Source organism: Pseudomonas salmasensis (genome assembly GCF_014268375.2).
GTDB lineage: Bacteria > Pseudomonadota > Gammaproteobacteria > Pseudomonadales > Pseudomonadaceae > Aquipseudomonas > Aquipseudomonas salmasensis.
The window spans coordinates 1,472,930-1,489,250 of sequence record NZ_CP077083.1 but is presented as its reverse complement, the minus strand read 5'-3'; the positions used below and the strand labels follow the sequence as shown (position 1 = coordinate 1,489,250).

Annotated in this window: 17 protein-coding genes and 2 pseudogenes; 11 read left to right on the top strand and 8 right to left on the bottom strand. The window is 58.2% G+C overall.

Annotated features, from left to right (window positions below; all coding sequences use genetic code 11):
- Positions 1–23 precede the first annotated feature (23 nt).
- Positions 24–1,052 carry an alpha/beta hydrolase family protein gene (locus tag HU731_RS06430; RefSeq protein WP_186606759.1) on the bottom strand — a complete coding sequence of 343 codons (1,029 nt, stop codon included), beginning with the start codon at positions 1,050–1,052 and terminating at the stop codon, positions 24–26.
- A gap of 159 nt (positions 1,053–1,211) precedes the next feature.
- Here HU731_RS06430 and HU731_RS06425 point away from each other — a divergent pair, with 159 nt between their 5' ends.
- Both HU731_RS06425 and HU731_RS06420 read left to right on the top strand, forming a co-directional pair.
- On the top strand, positions 1,212–1,811 hold the full coding sequence (locus HU731_RS06425; protein WP_186606758.1) for a hypothetical protein: 600 nt from the start codon (positions 1,212–1,214) through the stop codon (positions 1,809–1,811).
- A gap of 80 nt (positions 1,812–1,891) precedes the next feature.
- The gene (locus tag HU731_RS06420) at positions 1,892–3,253 is read left to right on the top strand and encodes a hypothetical protein (protein WP_186606757.1); all 1,362 of its coding nucleotides are present in this window, start codon (positions 1,892–1,894) and stop codon (positions 3,251–3,253) included.
- Positions 3,254–3,282: 29 nt separating this feature from the next.
- Here HU731_RS06420 and HU731_RS06415 read toward each other — a convergent pair whose 3' ends face one another.
- Positions 3,283–4,113, bottom strand: coding sequence for an alpha/beta fold hydrolase (locus tag HU731_RS06415; protein WP_186606756.1), 831 nt, complete (start codon positions 4,111–4,113; stop codon positions 3,283–3,285).
- Between the two features lie 175 nt (positions 4,114–4,288).
- Between HU731_RS06415 and HU731_RS06410 the strand changes: the two genes are divergently transcribed.
- Positions 4,289–4,747 carry a MerR family transcriptional regulator gene (locus tag HU731_RS06410; protein WP_186606755.1) on the top strand — a complete coding sequence of 153 codons (459 nt, stop codon included), beginning with the start codon at positions 4,289–4,291 and terminating at the stop codon, positions 4,745–4,747.
- A 14-nt stretch (positions 4,748–4,761) separates the two neighbouring features.
- Here HU731_RS06410 and HU731_RS06405 read toward each other — a convergent pair whose 3' ends face one another.
- The 3 genes from HU731_RS06405 to HU731_RS06395 all read right to left on the bottom strand — a co-directional run bounded on the left by HU731_RS06405 (position 4,762) and on the right by HU731_RS06395 (position 7,059).
- On the bottom strand, positions 4,762–5,688 hold the full coding sequence (locus HU731_RS06405) for an acetoacetate decarboxylase family protein (RefSeq protein ID WP_186606869.1): 927 nt from the start codon (positions 5,686–5,688) through the stop codon (positions 4,762–4,764).
- 106 nt (positions 5,689–5,794) lie between these two features.
- Positions 5,795–6,535 carry a type 1 glutamine amidotransferase domain-containing protein gene (locus HU731_RS06400; RefSeq protein WP_186606754.1) on the bottom strand — a complete coding sequence of 247 codons (741 nt, stop codon included), beginning with the start codon at positions 6,533–6,535 and terminating at the stop codon, positions 5,795–5,797.
- A 188-nt stretch (positions 6,536–6,723) separates the two neighbouring features.
- A complete protein-coding gene (locus tag HU731_RS06395; RefSeq protein ID WP_186606753.1) occupies positions 6,724–7,059 on the bottom strand; it encodes a DUF6124 family protein in 336 nt (111 codons plus the stop codon).
- A gap of 627 nt (positions 7,060–7,686) precedes the next feature.
- Between HU731_RS06395 and HU731_RS06390 the strand changes: the two genes are divergently transcribed.
- The 4 genes and pseudogenes from HU731_RS06390 to HU731_RS06375 all read left to right on the top strand — a co-directional run.
- Positions 7,687–7,989: a type II toxin-antitoxin system RelE/ParE family toxin gene (locus tag HU731_RS06390; RefSeq protein WP_014719210.1), complete on the top strand. Its 303-nt coding sequence runs from the start codon at positions 7,687–7,689 to the stop codon at positions 7,987–7,989.
- A gap of 1 nt (position 7,990) precedes the next feature.
- Positions 7,991–8,374 (top strand): addiction module antidote protein, encoded by a 384-nt coding sequence (locus HU731_RS06385; RefSeq protein ID WP_186606752.1) that lies wholly within the window; start codon positions 7,991–7,993, stop codon positions 8,372–8,374.
- Positions 8,375–8,584: 210 nt separating this feature from the next.
- The gene (locus HU731_RS06380; protein ID WP_056785932.1) at positions 8,585–9,220 is read left to right on the top strand and encodes a lytic polysaccharide monooxygenase auxiliary activity family 9 protein; all 636 of its coding nucleotides are present in this window, start codon (positions 8,585–8,587) and stop codon (positions 9,218–9,220) included.
- A gap of 40 nt (positions 9,221–9,260) precedes the next feature.
- Positions 9,261–10,262, top strand: a pseudogene (locus HU731_RS06375) (chitinase); the annotation flags it as partial.
- A gap of 196 nt (positions 10,263–10,458) precedes the next feature.
- Here the strand turns inward: HU731_RS06375 and gudD are convergent.
- Both gudD and HU731_RS06365 read right to left on the bottom strand, forming a co-directional pair.
- Entirely contained in the window at positions 10,459–11,784 is a 1,326-nt protein-coding gene (gudD, locus tag HU731_RS06370; protein WP_186606750.1) for a glucarate dehydratase, read from the bottom strand.
- A gap of 19 nt (positions 11,785–11,803) precedes the next feature.
- Entirely contained in the window at positions 11,804–13,153 is a 1,350-nt protein-coding gene (locus HU731_RS06365; RefSeq protein WP_186606749.1) for an MFS transporter, read from the bottom strand.
- Positions 13,154–13,489: 336 nt separating this feature from the next.
- On the opposite strand from HU731_RS06365, the gene HU731_RS06360 reads away from it, so the two are divergent.
- From HU731_RS06360 to HU731_RS28310, 3 genes and pseudogenes are all read left to right on the top strand, one after another.
- Entirely contained in the window at positions 13,490–14,203 is a 714-nt protein-coding gene (locus HU731_RS06360) for a FadR/GntR family transcriptional regulator (RefSeq protein ID WP_186606748.1), read from the top strand.
- Positions 14,204–14,213: 10 nt separating this feature from the next.
- Positions 14,214–14,909 carry a tRNA (adenine(22)-N(1))-methyltransferase gene (locus HU731_RS06355; protein WP_186606747.1) on the top strand — a complete coding sequence of 232 codons (696 nt, stop codon included), beginning with the start codon at positions 14,214–14,216 and terminating at the stop codon, positions 14,907–14,909.
- A gap of 23 nt (positions 14,910–14,932) precedes the next feature.
- Positions 14,933–15,049: pseudogene (locus HU731_RS28310) on the top strand (DUF3144 domain-containing protein); the annotation flags it as partial.
- On the opposite strand, the gene HU731_RS06350 reads toward HU731_RS28310, so the two are convergent.
- A complete protein-coding gene (locus HU731_RS06350; protein ID WP_044274776.1) occupies positions 15,019–15,558 on the bottom strand; it encodes an AAA family ATPase in 540 nt (179 codons plus the stop codon). The pseudogene HU731_RS28310 and the gene HU731_RS06350 overlap by 31 nt on opposite strands.
- A gap of 130 nt (positions 15,559–15,688) precedes the next feature.
- On the opposite strand from HU731_RS06350, the gene HU731_RS06345 reads away from it, so the two are divergent.
- Positions 15,689–16,315: a glutathione S-transferase family protein gene (locus HU731_RS06345; RefSeq protein ID WP_186606746.1), complete on the top strand. Its 627-nt coding sequence runs from the start codon at positions 15,689–15,691 to the stop codon at positions 16,313–16,315.
- Positions 16,316–16,321: the final 6 nt, after the last annotated feature.

Sequence of the window (16,321 nt, the reverse complement as noted above, 5' to 3'; positions counted from 1 at the left end):
AAGACGCGGATGATACTACCGGTTCAGCGCACCAGGAACTCGCTGATCAGCGTGATCACCTGCTGCTGGATCACGGGCCGTGGCCGCGCGCCTTCGCCGTCCTGGCAAATGATGCTGTCGCCGGGCACATCCGCATCAAGCACCGCTGCCGCGCCCGGTTTGCACTGGGACATAAAGCTGAAATGGTTGGCGTCCTGGATCTCCACGTACTGAGTCGACGGTTTTGGCAGCCGCTTGGCCATGTCGGCCGATTCCATCTGCGCCGGCAAATCCGCTGACGGCACACCGGCGGCGATCACCAGGGCCGGCACTGGCAACGCCGCCAGGCTCGCATCGGTAAAACCGCGTGACAGGCCCAGGTCCAGGGACACCACAGCGCTCACGCGTTTGTCGCTCAAGTCCGCGGCCACTTGAGCCTTTCCGCTCGGCGTACCTTCAGGGTTCATCTCACGGTAGGCCGTGCACGCCACCAACGTCGGATGGGCGTCGCAGTCCCGGGCAAACAACGCCGGGTCAAAACGCGCCCCCGCGCTCTCCATGACCGTCCAGCCGCCCAGGGAATGGCCTATCACCGCGATCCGGCTGCTATCTACCGCGCCAAATGGCGTGGCCTGCGCCAGCAGCGCATCAATGGCCCGGCTCAAATCCCTGGGCCGTTGCCACAACTGCGCGGCGGCTTGCGCGCTGCGATCCTGGCTGGTGGTGCCAGGATGATTCACTGCCGCCACGATATAACCCCGCCGGGCCAGCGCACTGGCCAGCCACGCCTGTTTACCCCAATTGCCACCGTAGCCGTGGGAGAGCACCACCACCGGATGTTTGCCGGGTGTCGGTGCGGCATCAGGCACCGCAAGCACACCGATGAACACCAGGTTGTCGGCGATCAGCTTGGGTTGGGCGGTGCTGGTGGCGGGGTACCACACGGCCATCTCCAATGGGCGAATGTTGTGAGTGTCGGGGAGCGTGGTGGTTTGGAAGCCGATGGGGTTGTCGTTGGCGAGTGCAGGCGCGGTAAAACCTATCAGGAGCAGGGCAGCGAGGATGGCTTTCATTGTTTTTATCGTCCTTGAAATGAGGTGCGCAGCATGAACTGAAATGGGCGGTTTAGGTAGAGGGCAGGCGGGACTAGGAGGTGGCCTACGAATTCCTACTTTCGGGTATTACAGATGGGGACTTCATGTTTTTAGGAAGTGGCCGGCTTACTTGGCGCTATGAATCGTGCACTGTCTGAGCGTGAGTCCTACTGCCGTATCGATGATGATCTGAGTTTTATGCTTTTTAACTTGAGGGTGATGGTTATGGAAGCTATGAACGCGCTACCAGATTCAAAACTGATGCTGGGTATATCCATGCGTCGTTATTTAATTGTTCTATTGATTGGAATATCTTTACTCCCCTACGGCGCAGTGTGTGCCGAAGAAAAAGTGATCAGCAAAACGGTCACACCAAGTGTTATCAACGTCATTTCTATCGGAGGTACTGGACTCGCTGTCTTTGACTTGTCCCACGCCTATTTTCCTGCAGGGTCCTTTGGCGTTCCCAAGCAGTTGTTAGGGATCGACTGGAGCACAACGTCTTATCCCGAAAACATAAAGGAGAGCGTTGAGTTGTGCTATTCGCAGCCCTATAACGGAGCCCAGCAAACATGTGTGCCGATCTGGCCAGGTACTTCCGGAACGCTGACCAACTTCAATGATCAGCGCTTCGGGCAAGGCGCACGTATTACGATAAAACACCATGTCCTGGGGGGCGGTGCGCGAGTGGGTTACCCTGCTGGCAGCGATGCGGTGACGGTTCGGTACAGAGATTAGGTTGCGAGGCTCGCGTAAGGTCCGCCTGCGGGGCTTACTTGCCGATCAGGAAACATTCTTTGTCGATGGCGGGTGTAATCATGATGAACGTCAGTGTTTATACATCGTTAACTAATAACCACTTGGGCAGTGCTGTTCCCACCCGCCCTAGCCCGGTTTCTGTGTCGTCTATTCAAGACAATACCGGCTCCTCCAGCGATAAGGTTCAAGCCAGTACCGTCAGTACCGTTTCGATCCTGGCGGGGCAATTAAGTGATGCTGCTAGCCGTGAAGTCCGCCTTCGCCAGCTGGACCCAAGGCACAACGCCCTCAATCCGCTCGATGGGATAAGTGACGAGCGATATTTCGCTAACAAGGCTCAGCATGATGCCGAAGTCCCCGATACGCCGTTCTTGGAATTGCATGAGCGCGCCAAGCAAGCCACTGCCTTCGCCAACGGTTCTGCCAGTAACCCATTCACAGGCCTTACGGTCGATCAATTGACTCTGATTGCCCGCGACGACAGCGGTGCGTTCACCGTCAACGAACGGCGGGCTGCCTGGCAAGAGGCTCGCTTGAATGAGCAGAGGGCCAGCGCTTCTTCAGGTTCTACCATAGGTCGTGAACTGATGATTTCTCGCCTCTTTCTGGGACATGAGCCTGCGGTGGCCGAAGGCACCCTGAACCGCAGCAACATGGCCCAAAGCAATTACGACTTTCTCACTCGCGATGATCGCACTCTGCTGTCTGATATGTACGCTTATGCGCAGGAACAAGGTGCCGACTTGGCGTATGTCGATATGTTGGCTTACGACCTCGGCAACTATCGTCATCATGATAACGGTCGCCAACTGTTGAGTGGCAATGAAGGCTACAACCAAGAGGGGCGCAGGGTGACGTTCAATTTCAAGGCACACGATATAGCGACAGCCTCACGCATTCTGAGCGGTTCGGCGATTGACTCAACCCGGCTCGATCAGGGTTTTTTGCGGCATGTCCTGAACCCGGACTTCGGCGCATTGAGCAACATGGGGAGCATTGCCTTCCTTGAACAGATGGTGCTGAGATTTTCCAGCGAGGGCGCCGCGCAAGCTTCGTTGGGCCGCGAGTTCACCACTTACGTGCCGACAAGTATCAAGGACAACATGGTAGTCACAGTGGCCGAAGAGGTGACGCTTATATTCGATGACCCCGTGCTTATCAACACGGATGGCCTATGGACGATTACCGAAAAAGGCAAGGCTGCTGGCTACACGATGGACCCGGCGACCGGCAAGCCGCGTCGGGCGGTTGCGCCGACGGTCGACGAACGACAGGCGCACAGTGGCGTTGCGGGTGCTGTAGCAGACGCCCTGACGACGCGCTCTCTTGTAGACACCCTTGCAGTCAACCAAGACCAGTCCAGTGCGCAATGGCTCTGGCCTGGGCATTTACTCAAATGGATGAAGAATCTAAAACCCTGAAGAAGGGGCGGTTACCCGCCCCCAATCAATCAGCTCCTTATAAACGCCAGCAAATCCGCATTAATCGTATCGGCGTGGGTGGTAGGCATGCCATGCGGGAAGCCCGGGTAGATTTTCAGCGTGCTGTTTTTCAATAGTTTGGCGGACAGCACCCCGGCATTTTCATGGGGGACGATCTGGTCGTCGTCACCGTGCATGACCAATACGGGTATCTGGATGCTCTTCAGGTCATCGGTGAAATCGGTCTGGGAAAACGCCACGATCCCGTCATAGTGCGCCTTGGCACAGCCCATCATGCCTTGGCGCCACCAGTTCAGGATGATGCCCTCGGAAGGCTTGGCGCCTGGGCGGTTATAGCCGTAGAAAGGGCCGGCGGGAACGTCCTGGTAAAACTGTGCCCGGTTGGCTTTCAGCTGCGCCTGCAAGTCGTCGAACACTGACTTGGGCAGGCCGCCAGGGTTGTTCGGGGTCTGGACCATCAACGGTGGCACGGCGCTGATGATGGCGGCCTTCGAGACGCGGTCTTCGCCGTGGCGGGCGATGTAATGAACCACTTCACCGCCGCCGGTGGAGTGACCGACATGCACCGCAGTTTGTACGCCCAGGTGCTCGACCACGGCCGCGACGTCGTCGGCATAGTGGTCCATATCGTGCCCGTCCCAGACCTGGCTGGAACGCCCGTGGCCACGCCGGTCGTGGGCAACGACCCGGTAACCTTCGCCCAGGAAGAACAGCATTTGCGCGTCCCAGTCGTCTGCGCTCAGTGGCCAGCCATGATGGAAGAAAATGACCTGGGCATCGCGTGGGCCCCAGTCTTTGTAGAAAATTTCAACACCGTCCCGCGTGGTGACGTAGCCCATGTTCGCCTCTCCCAAATGAAATGATGGCCTGATCGAATCGCGATCATGGCGCTGGATTGACCCACTGCAGCCCATTCGTGTCTGGCAAGTGCCGTCCACGAATTGCCGCCTTGGCCGCCCAATGACTTTAGGTTTAAAGTCAACTTTAAGGTCAATGGTTTTTTGTGGGTGGTACATGAGAATAGGCGAGTTGGCAAAAATCAGCGGGTTGGCGGCTTCACGTATCCGTTTCTACGAGGCGAGCGGTCTGATCCAATCGGTTGAGCGTAAATCCAACGGCTATCGGGACTATACGCCCGGCACCGAGGCGGTGTTGGAGATCATCAAGGGTGCCCAGGCAGCCGGTTTTTCACTGGAAGAAATCCGTCAGCTAATGCCCCGCAGTGCCGGTGGTTGGCAGCATGACGAGTTGCTCAGCGGGCTCAAGCACAAGGTCGAGGAAATCGAGGTGCTGCAACAACGGCTGGCCCAGAACAAGGCGCAGTTGCTGAACGTCATCAAGGGCATCGAAGGCAAGCCCGAGGGCATGGCCTGTGCGGAGAATGCGCAGATGCTGATTAACCGTCTGCGCGAGGAAGGGGGCGCTCCAGCCTCATCCACAAGAAAAAGCGCCCGCCGGGCCCCGAGGACCTGACCGGCGCACAAGGTTCAGCGTTCGCCAACCAGGTTGGCGAGCGGCTCTGGCGCATAGAGTGCGCTCTGGAACTCGGGTACGTATTCGTACTTCAGCATTTTCCCCAGCTTGAGGGCGCGCAGGTAATCGGACAGGCTGCCATCGCCCAGCGTGAGGGTGGCTGAGTCTGCGTCACGGCTGGAGCCATGGCTGAGCTGGCGGGAAACCGCATACCCATAGGCCAGTTGGCCGTGGTGATCCAGATTGGTGAAACTGCTGGTGACCAGGTCCACATCACGGGACAGTTTCTCAAGCTTTTTAACCTTGAACGACACGTCCAGTTTGCCGGTCTGGCTATCGGTAATGTCATACACCACCGAGTGCCCATCCTCTTTGCGATCAATGCCGGTGAGCCATTTCGGCAGGTTGTAACCGACCACCCCGCGCACCCGCGCCAGTTCGGTATTCACCGGCAGCTTGAGCACATAGCCCCAAAAATCCTGCGACATCGACTGGCCCACCAGCGTGAAGGGACCCAGGTTGGCTTTGCCAGGTTTGTTCGTGATGATCGACACGGCGACTTCGTTATAGGCGTCGTTATCGCAATGCTCATAGGTATACGCAGTAAACGCGATCAGTCCGCGACCCGGCCAGACTTGCAAGGGCTGCACGGCGGCCAGTACCTGCGGTGGCATCAACGCCCGAAGCTTATCGATGTCAGCCGTATAGACCGCTGTTACCCGACTGTTCTGGTAGTAAAAATTGGGCGAGTAGGATTCAAAACCGATGTCGACCTTGTGCTTTTGCAACCCTTTGAACCAGCTTAAATCAACCCCTGGTAATTCTGCTGCAACCACCGACAACGGCGGGTTGGAGCGAAAGCGGTCGTACAAGCCGCCCTTGACGACGGGCACCTGCTGGCCGGCGATATCGATGTGGGTTGTGTCGTTCGGGCTGGGCATCTCGGGTGTTCCCGCCAACGCAAGGTTGGCAAAAGGGGTGAGCAGCAATGCGGTTAAAACGGCGCTTGGGATGTTCAATCGGTTTTCTCCAGGGAGGGGCTAGGCGCTATCGTTCGTGGGACAGCTCGGTTATCACGGCGAGTGCGACGGCCTTGGGCGATTGCGGGTTCTGGCCCGTGATCAGGCGGCCATCGGTGATGACAAATGAGGTGAACGGCACCCAGCCCTTGCGGTAACGCGCCCCTTGGCTCAGCAGCCGGTCTTCAAGCAAGAACGGCACCTCACGCTTCATGCCCGATAGCAGTTCTTCGCGATTGGAGAAGCCGGTGATGTTTTTGCCCTTGATGATCGCATTGCCCTGTTCATCCTTCAGATCCAGCAGGCCTGCCACACCGTGGCACACGGCCGAGACGATGCCGCCCTGGTTGTAAATGGTTTGGGCGACACGTTGCAGGTCGAGGTTGCCTGGGAAGTCCCACATGACACCGTGGCCGCCGGTGAAGTAGATCGCGCGAAATTGCGACGGATCGACATTGACGATGGGCAGCGTGTTTTGCAGCCGGGCGCGAAAGGCCGTGGACTGCAACTGTTCACGCGCCGCCTTATCCATGTACAGCCAACCGAGGCTGCGCTCGTCCAGTGGCACAACACCTCCTTTGGGGCTGGCAAATACCGTCGTGTAGCCAGCCGCTTCCACGACCTCGGTGAAATGCGTCAGCTCGGTTAGCCACAGGCCCGTGGTATCGGTCCTTGAGGGGTAACTGGCGTGGTTGGTCATGATCACCAGGATCTGGCGATTGTTCGCAGCGGCCGTGGAAGGGCCGGGTTCAGCCTGTGCAAATGTCATAAGCGCGCCACCTATCACGACCAACGCAAAAGAAATAAGGGTTTTGAGCATGATCCAGGGTCCAGTAATCCTGCCGGTTCGTGCATGCTCACCTTAAACCTCGCTTTAAGGTCAACCCCTGCTTTGGCAAAAAAAACCGAGTCGTCTTGTGGCGCGACGGCTCGGCTTTTTTTGGGCGTGTTGAACGTTTAGCCAGCCGCTACAGCAGCCTCGCGTTCCATCAACTTATCGACCAACAGCATTCCCAATTCACTTAGCTGATGAATTGCCAACGCGACGTCGCGCTGTTTGCCCGTCAGTTCATCCGACAGGTCGAGCAGCAGGGCGGTTACTGAGGAAAAGGTTTCATAGCTATTGGCGACGAGCATTTCATTGCTGGCGTCGTCGGCAACACTGAACAGCGGTGTCGAGGATGGAGGAGGGGGCTCGGCGTTGGGGTTGAGGGCGTGATCGATTGCACGACGGGCTGCTTGATCAAGCTTTAGGTTTGGATCGTTTGGAGGGTTTGGCGTGACTTTGTACATATGCGTAATTCCTGAGTGGGGCCGACACCGTTTCGCTACTAAACGAAAGGGTGGCAGCTGTACGCAGGTTAGTAGACCGGGGAATTACACAAAGCCGGCGCGCCCGAAGGCGCCCTACGCACAGCCACCATTAGGCACAGACAGGAACGTCTGATAGATGAAGCTCATGCACTAAGTGTAATTGACCCTCGGGCTACTAAACCCGATCACTGAGTTGTCAGCGACCGGGCCACCTTAGAGACGCCCATCCAAGCGCACAAGCCGGCGGATTCTGACGCAACTGTAGGCAATGGAGCAAGGTGGTGCAGCTTGCTGTAGGACGGGTCTACATCAACGCCGGCCCACTCACTCCCTCCCTGTAGGAGCGAGCTTGCTCGCGAAAAACCATAGGCGCCGCGTTCATTCTGGATGAACACATTATCTTTACGTTCTTCGCGAGCAAGCTCGCTCCTACAGAGAGGATGCCTCAGTTGCGACGCAACGTTTCGGCCTTGAGGACACAAGCGCTAATAGTATTGCTCGGCTGCCTGCGCGGCGGCTGGACTAGGATTTTTTCTGGCGGTGCACACCGACATTAAAAATTCACTGGCATCTACAAGGAGTAGCCAGTAGGCTACATTTGAATCTGTGACCAATACGATCGGCAGGACGCCCGAGTTCGATACATGGCTCGACGGTATGAAGGATGTGTGGGGTAAGACGGCTGTACTGATCCGCCTGGATCGAGCCGAAGAAAACAATTTTGGCGATTGCCAGCCTGTAGGCGATGGCATGAGTGAAATGCGTGTGTTTGTCGGGCCCGGCTACAGGATTTACTTTGTGCGCACGGGCATCACCGCTTACCTGATGCTGTGGGGAAGCGATAAAACCGACCAGAAACGAGGAATCAAGCGGGCAAAAGAGATTCTTGATGCCCTGAGAGGTCAATGACATGAGTCAGTCAACATTCAAACCAGAGGACATGCCGATCCTCAAGCTGGATACATCCGGCACCAGTGCCTATGAGGCTTCGCGCTTCCTTGATAGCCCGCAAACCGTCAGTGCTTATCTTGCGCAAAGCATGGCGTGCCATGACCCGCAAGTCCTTATGAAGGCGCTGGCCGAGGTTGCCAAGGCCCTGGGTGTCAACAAGGTTGCCGAAGCGGCGGGGGTGAATCGGGAGAGCCTGTATAAAACCCTGAAAGGCGGCTCAAAGACGCGTTATGAGACGGTCCAGAAGCTGATGTTGGCATTGGGGGTGGAGCTGACGGTGCGACCGATTACCGCGACCACCCCTAAAAAAACGGCTGCCATCGGTACAGAGAAGCTGTATTGAAATGCGCATGGTCTTGTAGGAAATCGACCTCTGTAAGCGTAAGGGTTCCCCTATAGTGCTGGTTATATATCCAGTATTTGCGGGTCTGCGCGCTCATGAACCGAAAATGAGTGAAAAATGCGCCTGTAGCAAAAAAAAGCAACTCCGTTAGGTTGAGGTCCTCTCCTTCAAGGAAAGGAGAGTTCTTAATCAAATCAATGGAGTTACAAAATGAACAAACCACAAACCCAGACACCTCTTCGCCATGGTCGTGTCACATCCCCTTCCAGCCGTGGCGCAGTCGCCGTGGATCTCGGCCTGCTGGAGACCTGGCAGGTCAATGAAATGGAAGGCGGCAAGAACTTCCCGGCACTGACGGCCGGTCCGTTCCCGGCGCCTTATCAAACCGACAGTGACAGCGTCACCCCGCCAGCCGACGGCTTCATCCTCAGCGGTGGCAAGACCGATGCCCGTGACTGCGTCAACTTCACCCACGAGGAAATGGCCAAGAAACTCGGCCGTGCCTTCACCTGGCCGTTGCTCAATGTCGAGCCGGGCCAGACCTTCAAGGTCACCTGGGCATACACCGCGCCGCACACCACCCGTGGCTATCGCTGGCTGATCACCAAGGATGGCTGGGACCCGAAACAGCGCATCACCCGCGCACAACTGGAAACCCAGCCGTTCGCTGAAGACTTCTATGCCCAGGTGCCTTACTACAGCCATGCAGGCGAGTTGAAGGCCAAGGTCAATCATGAAGTGAAACTGCCGGCCAACAAAAAGGGCCAGCATGTGATTGTGTTGATGTGGATCGTCGCCAACACCGGCAACGCCTTCTATCAAGCCTTCGATGTGGACTTCAAATAAGCCCGCACCGTTAAACCCCCACGTTCTGAAGGATTAGAACATGTCAAAGATTGACTTTACCTCACTGCAATCGCCGCTCAACGATGCCGCTTCGCTGATGCCGAGCATGGCCGGCAAAAAGATCCTCATGGGCTTCTGGCACAACTGGCCTGCCGGGCCGAGCGATGGCTACCAGCGTGGCCAGTTCGCCACTATCAGCCTGGCGGATGTGCCGAAGGATTACAACGTGGTGGCCGTGGCCTTCATGAAAGGCAACGGTATCCCAACCTTCAAGCCGTACAACCTGTCCGACGCCGAGTTCCGTCGCCAGGTGGGCGTGCTGAACAGCCAGGGCAGGGCGGTGCTGATTTCCCTTGGCGGCGCCGATGCACACATCGAACTGCGTAAAGGCAACGAACAGCCACTGGCCAACGAGATTATCCGCCTGGTGGAAACCTATGGCTTTGATGGCCTGGATATCGATCTTGAACAGAGCGCGATTGATTTCGCCGACAATAAGACGGTCCTGCCCGCCGCGTTGAAATTGGTCAAGGACCACTACGCGGGTCAAGGCAAACACTTCATCATCAGCATGGCGCCGGAGTTTCCGTATCTGACCACCGCCGGCAAATACGTCGGTTACATCCAGGCGCTGGAAGGCTATTACGACTTCATTGCCCCGCAGTATTACAACCAGGGTGGCGACGGCATCTGGGTGCAGGAGGTCAACAACGGCAACGGCGCCTGGATTGCCCAGAACAACGACGCGATGAAAGAGGACTTCCTGTTTTACCTGACCGAAAGCCTGGTGAGCGGGACGCGCGGGTTTACCAAAATCCCGGCAGACAAGTTCGTCATTGGCCTGCCCGCTAACGTCGATGCGGCTGCCACCGGTTATGTGATCAACCCAACAGCCGTGACCAATACATTTAAGCGTTTGCACGACAAAGGATTGTCGATCAAGGGCCTGATGACCTGGTCGGTGAATTGGGACAACGGGATCAGCAAAGACCGCGTGCCCTACAACTGGGAATTCAGCCGCCGTTATGGGCCGATGATCAATGGCACTGCTCTCTCTGGCCTGGAAGAGGATGCGGCGGATCTGGAGGTCGCCAATCAGCAGTAGCGCAAAGAGGCATCTGGCAGACGTGCCAGAGGTCAAACCGCTAAGCTTCTGATCTGACTGAAATCCGATGCCTGTTTGGGCATCGGATTTTTTGCGTCACGCTCAAATTGCGCTGAGCATTCCTAAAGCCGATTTACCGCACCAGACAAGGCCGCTTGTTATCAAAGCCCCAACCCGGAATCAGAAACTGCATCGCCACACTGTCATCCCGCGCTCCAAGGCCCATGCCTTTGTACAGTTCATGAGCCTGGGCCACGGCGTCCATATCAATGTCCACGCCCAGGCCAGGCTTGGCCGGCACCTTCACATAGCCCCCTTCAATCTTCAACGGCTCCCGCGTCAGGCGCTGGCCGTCCTGCCAGATCCAGTGGGTGTCGATGGCGGTGATCTCGCCCGGTGCGGCCGCCGCCACCTGGGTGAACATTGCCAGGGAAATATCAAAGTGGTTGTTGGAATGCGAGCCCCAGGTCAGGCCCCACTCGTTGCACATTTGCGCGACGCGCACCGAGCCCTGCATGGTCCAAAAGTGCGGGTCGGCGAGGGGAATGTCCACCGATTGCAACTGGATGGCGTGGCCCATTTCGCGCCAGTCGGTGGCGATCATGTTGGTGGCGGTTTTCAGGCCCGTGGCGCGGCGGAATTCGGCCATGACTTCACGGCCTGAATAACCGTTTTCTGCGCCGCAGGGGTCTTCGGCGTAGGCCAGCACATGATGCTGGTCGCGGCACAGGCGGATGGCTTCCTTCAGCGACCATGCGCCGTTGGGGTCAAGGGTGATGCGTGCATCGGGAAAGCGCTCGGCCAGCGCGGTGACGGCTTCGATTTCTGCATCGCCACTCAATACGCCGCCCTTGAGCTTGAAGTCGTTGAAGCCGTATTTGGCCTGGGCCGCTTCGGCCAGGCGCACTACCGCGTCGGCGGTCAGAGCTGTTTCATGGCGCAGGCGGAACCACTCATCATCGGCGTCGGCCTCGTTGCGGTAGGCCAGGTCGGTGGCGTTGCGATCCCCCACATAGAACAGGTAGCCGAGCATTTTTACCGCATCGCGCTGCTGTCCCTCACCGAGCAGGGCCGCCACCGGCACCTCAAGGAATTGGCCGAGCAAGTCGAGCAGCGCGGCCTCCATGGCGGTGACGGCGTGGATGGTGATGCGCAGGTCGAAGGTTTGCAGGCCGCGGCCCGCGCTGTCTCGAGACGCAAAGGTACTGCGCATCTGGTTGAGAACGCGCTGGTACTGGCCAATCGGCTGGCCGATCACCAGGCTGCGCGCATCTTCCAGGGTTTGGCGAATGCGCTCGCCGCCGGGCACTTCGCCCACGCCGGTGTTGCCGCTGCTGTCCTTGAGGATGACGATATTGCGCGTGAAGTAGGGCCCGTGGGCGCCGCTGAGGTTGAGCAGCATGCTGTCGTGGCCGGCGACGGGGACGACTTGGAAATGCGTGACTACAGGGGTATTCATGGCGCGTTCCTAGCTGAGTTCAAAGAGGTTTGCTGATGGCGGCGCCGCTGGGCACGGCCGTTACGGCAGAGGGTGAGGTCTTGGCAAAGAACACCAGGATGGCCGCGAGCACCGACGTGCAGGCCAGGCCATACAGCCCGCCCTGGATCGAGCCGGTGGTCTGCTCCAGAAAGCCAAAGGTAGTCGGCGCCACAAAACCGCCCAGGTTGCCGATGGAGTTGATCAGCGCGATCACGGCGGCGGCGATGCGCACATCCAGGTAGCCCTGGGGGATCGGCCAGAACAGCGAAGACGCAGATTTAAAGCCAATGGCCGCAAAGCAAATCGCAACGAAAGCGAAGATCGGCCCTCCGGTGGTGGACATGAACATGCCGGCCGCCGCGATCAGCAGGGCCACCGCGACCCAGGCCTGCTGGAACTTGAACTTGCCCGACAGCGACGCGAAGGCGTACATGGCAATGATCGATATCAGCCAGGGGATCGAGTTGAAGAACCCCACCTGCACATCACTCAGGTCACCCATTTTCTTGATGATGCTCGGCAGCCAGAAGGTGGCGGCGTAGATCGTCAGTTGGATGCAAAAATACAAGGCGCAGAACAGCAGGATCTGGCGGTCCTTGAGCAGCTTGCCGATAGTAGGTTTGACCGTGGTCAGGGCTTCGCGATCACGTTGCTCCTGATCGATGGCGCCCACCAGCGCATCCTGTTCTTCGCGGCTCAGCCACTTGGCGTCGTGGGGCTTGGAGTCCAGCCAGAACCACACGAAGAAGCCCAGCGCCACTGAAGCCAGGCCCTCGATGCCGAACATCCATTGCCAGCCATGTAAACCAAAGCCTTCGATCTGCAACAACGCACCCGACAACGGCCCGGAGATCAATGACGCCACCGCCGAACCACTGAGGAAGATCGCGATGGCCTTGCCACGCTCCACGCCGGGCAACCAGCGGGTGAAGTAATAGATCACGCCGGGGAAGAACCCTGCCTCCGCCACACCCAGCAGGAAACGCAAGATGTAGAAGTGGGTTTCGTTTTGGATAAACGCCATCAGCGTAGCAACGATGCCCCAGGTGAACATGATGCGGGTGAGCCAGATACGGGCACCGACTTTTTGCAGCAGCAGGTTGGACGGCACTTCGAACAACGCATAGCCAATGAAAAACAGCCCGGCGCCGAAGCCGTAGGCGGCTGCGCCGATGCCCAGGTCATGCTCCATGTGCGTGCGCACGAAGCCGATATTGACCCGGTCGATGTAGTTGAGGATGAACATGACCACGAACAGTGGGAGCACATGGCCCTTCACTTTGCTCACGGCGCGGGTGAGTGCTGAATCATTTTCGGGTGCGGCTGACGCTGGGCTTGAATGCTTCACGAATGAAAACTCCCCCTGATTATTTTTATGCGGGTTTGGTGTTTTGTTGCCAGACATCATACAAGTTGTTTTTTGAAAGCCGCAATCCTGTGAGGGGTGTTTTTGTTCTTATAAGCCGGTATTGAGATTGGCTATTTTGGTTATTTGCTAGATTTTATTGGGTTTATCTCCGCTGTTGACGGGGCGGGATGTGCGCTTCTCTCAAAGCGAAGACATGGTCCGGTGTGGTGGGATGAGTGTGTTGTCATACAAGTTGCGTGTTTTTCGCCGCCACTCCTCGCCGCGTGCGCTCAGGGTGATAAGCTCCCCCCAGCCCAACCCCGTGGACCCGTCTCGATGCCGATTAAAAGCACACCGCCTGTGCGTAAACGTTCCGCCAACCTGGCCCAGGGTGTGGTCGAGGCACTGACCCAGCGCATCCAGTTGGGGCAGCTCAAGCCGGGTGAAAAACTGCCGTCCGAATCCACCATCGTGCTTGAGCATGGGGTGAGCCGCACCGTGGTGCGTGAAGCCTTGTCCAAGCTGCAGGCGTCGGGGCTGGTGGAGACGCGTCACGGCATCGGCACCTTTGTGCTCGAGCCGCACACCCAGCCAGGCTTGCGCTTGCACGTAGACACGGTTGCCAGCGTGCGCAACATGCTCGAATTGCGCCTGGGCCTGGAAGTGCAAGCGGTGGCCTTGGCCGCGCTGCGCAGGAGCGAAGTGCAACTGGCCCACATGCGCCAGGCGCTGGACGACTACCAGGCGTCCCTGGCCAACAACGACAGCTGTGTGGAGGAGGACAAGCGCTTTCACCAACTGATCGCCGAGGCCACCGGCAATACGTTTTTCACCGACATCATGCAGCACCTGGGCACGGCGATGATTCCGCGCACCCAGGTGAATGCCGTCGAGCGCGGCGGCGCGGACTTTGCCCAACTGGGGCAGTTGGCGAACCTGGAACACGAGGCCATCTACAACGCTATCAAGCGCCAGGACCCAGACGCCGCACGGGCGGCCATGGTGCTGCACTTGACCAACAGCCGGGATCGATTTTCCGGGCACTCTTAAGGAACCACCGTTGAACGAACACACCTTGTCCCAGCGCCTGGAGCGCGTGGCCGCGCATGTACCGGCCGGTGCCCGCCTGGCCGATATCGGCTCGGACCACGCCTACCTGCCGGTGGCGCTGATGCGCCGTGGCGCTATTGCGGCGGCCGTGGCGGGGGAAGTGGCCGCTACACCGTTTCAGGCGGCCAACCGTACCGTGGCCGACAACGGCTTGGCGCAGCACATCACCGTGCGCCTGGCCAATGGCTTGGCGGCGATTCAAGCCGGCGATGACATTACCGCCATCAGCCTGTGCGGCATGGGTGGCGAGACCATCCGCGACATTCTCGACAGCGGCAAGGCGCACCTCAATGGCCGGGAACGCCTGATCCTGCAACCCAACGGCGGCGAGCAGCCGCTGCGACGATGGTTGATGGAGAACGGCTACCAGATCCTGCACGAAGAGGTATTGCGGGAGAACCGTTTTTACTACGAAATCATCGTTGCCGAATGTGCAGAGGGCGTGAGCTACAGTGCCGAGCAGCTGTACTTCGGCCCCGTGCAAATGCAGGCCCGTACCCCGCAATTTTTGGCGAAATGGCAACGCCTGCTGCGCCAGAAACGCAAGGCTTTGGCCAGCCTTGAACAGGCGCGACAGGGGCTATCTGTGCAGAAGGTGCAGGAGATTGAGCAACAGATAGCGTGGATCAACCAGTTGCTCGCCTGAATGCCACCGGTTCATGGCGCGATGCGCACGAAGCCATGCTCACGTATTTTTGCGACCAGTACCGGATGATGCTTGAAGGCAATCTGGTTGATCACATCAATAATTTCAGTCAGTACAGGCTGGTGAACCCACAGGGTTGATCCGCGCGTTGTAAGAGCTCGTCTACTTCTCGTACGTTGCGCAAGTGAATCACTGGAATCTGCGGCCCGATATTCATGCGCGCCGCTTCAATGCCAGGTCGGCTCACCCGGTCGTAGTTCCAGCAAAAGCTCAGGAAGTTCAGAAACTCCCTGTCCAGTTTCTCCTTGCAGCCTGCGGGCTTATCTGCACGCGGCCGGTCCAGCAGGCTGCGTATAAGCACTCGTCGCAAGCAGGTGGTGCGAGGGGTGTCGAGCCATATGATGAGGTCTGCGCGCGGCAGGCGTAGATCGAAAGTCCGTCGGGCGTAATTGCCTTCACAGACCCATCGGTCCAATGCAACCGCTTGCCGTACCCGCGCGCGGAAGACCTCATTGTCGGCCTCCACCCAATCAGGCTCCCAGAACAATCTGTCCAGGTGCACCACGGATAAATTCAGGCGCCTGCCAAGGTCGCGGGCCAGGGTTGATTTGCCACTGCCTGCGTTACCCAGTATCACGATGCGTTGCATGTGCAGTCCTTTGCTGTGGAACAGTCGAGCCTTGAGCGATATTACGTGATTGCTCTTGAGGCGAACAACATTCAGGGCACTCCACCTCCGTCGTGTAGTCTTGTGCTTAACCCTAACGGAGCTGCCCGCTATGATCACTGTCCACCACCTCAACAATTCCCGCTCACAACGCATTCTCTGGATACTTGAAGAACTGGGCCTGCCCTACGACATCAAGCGCTACCAGCGCGATCAGAAAACCAACCTTGCACCGCCTGAACTGAAGGCTGTTCACCCCCTGGGCAAGTCCCCGGTGATCGAAGACGGTTCCCGCGTGCTGATCGAATCCGCTGCGATTATCGACTACCTCATCCGCCGCCACGGCAACGGCCAACTGCAACCCGACCCGGCCACCGACGCCTACGACAGCTATGTGCAATGGCTGCATTTTGCGGAAGGCTCGGCCATGTTGCCGTTGATGCTCAACCTCTACGTGGGGCGCCTGGGTGAAGCGGGCGCACCGCTGCATCCGCGGATTGAATCGGAGTTGGCCAACTACCTCGGCTACCTGAACGACGTGCTGGGGCACACGCCGTATCTGGTGGGTGACGCACTCAGCGGGGCGGATATCCAGATGAGCTTTATTGGTGAAGTCGCCCAGGCTCAAGGCAAATTGCAGGCCTACCCGAACCTGGCGGCGTGGCTGCAAAAGCTCCAGGCACGCTCGGCTTATCGCAAGGCGGTGGAGCGAGGCGGGGAATACGCGTTCGCCAAATAGCGGGCC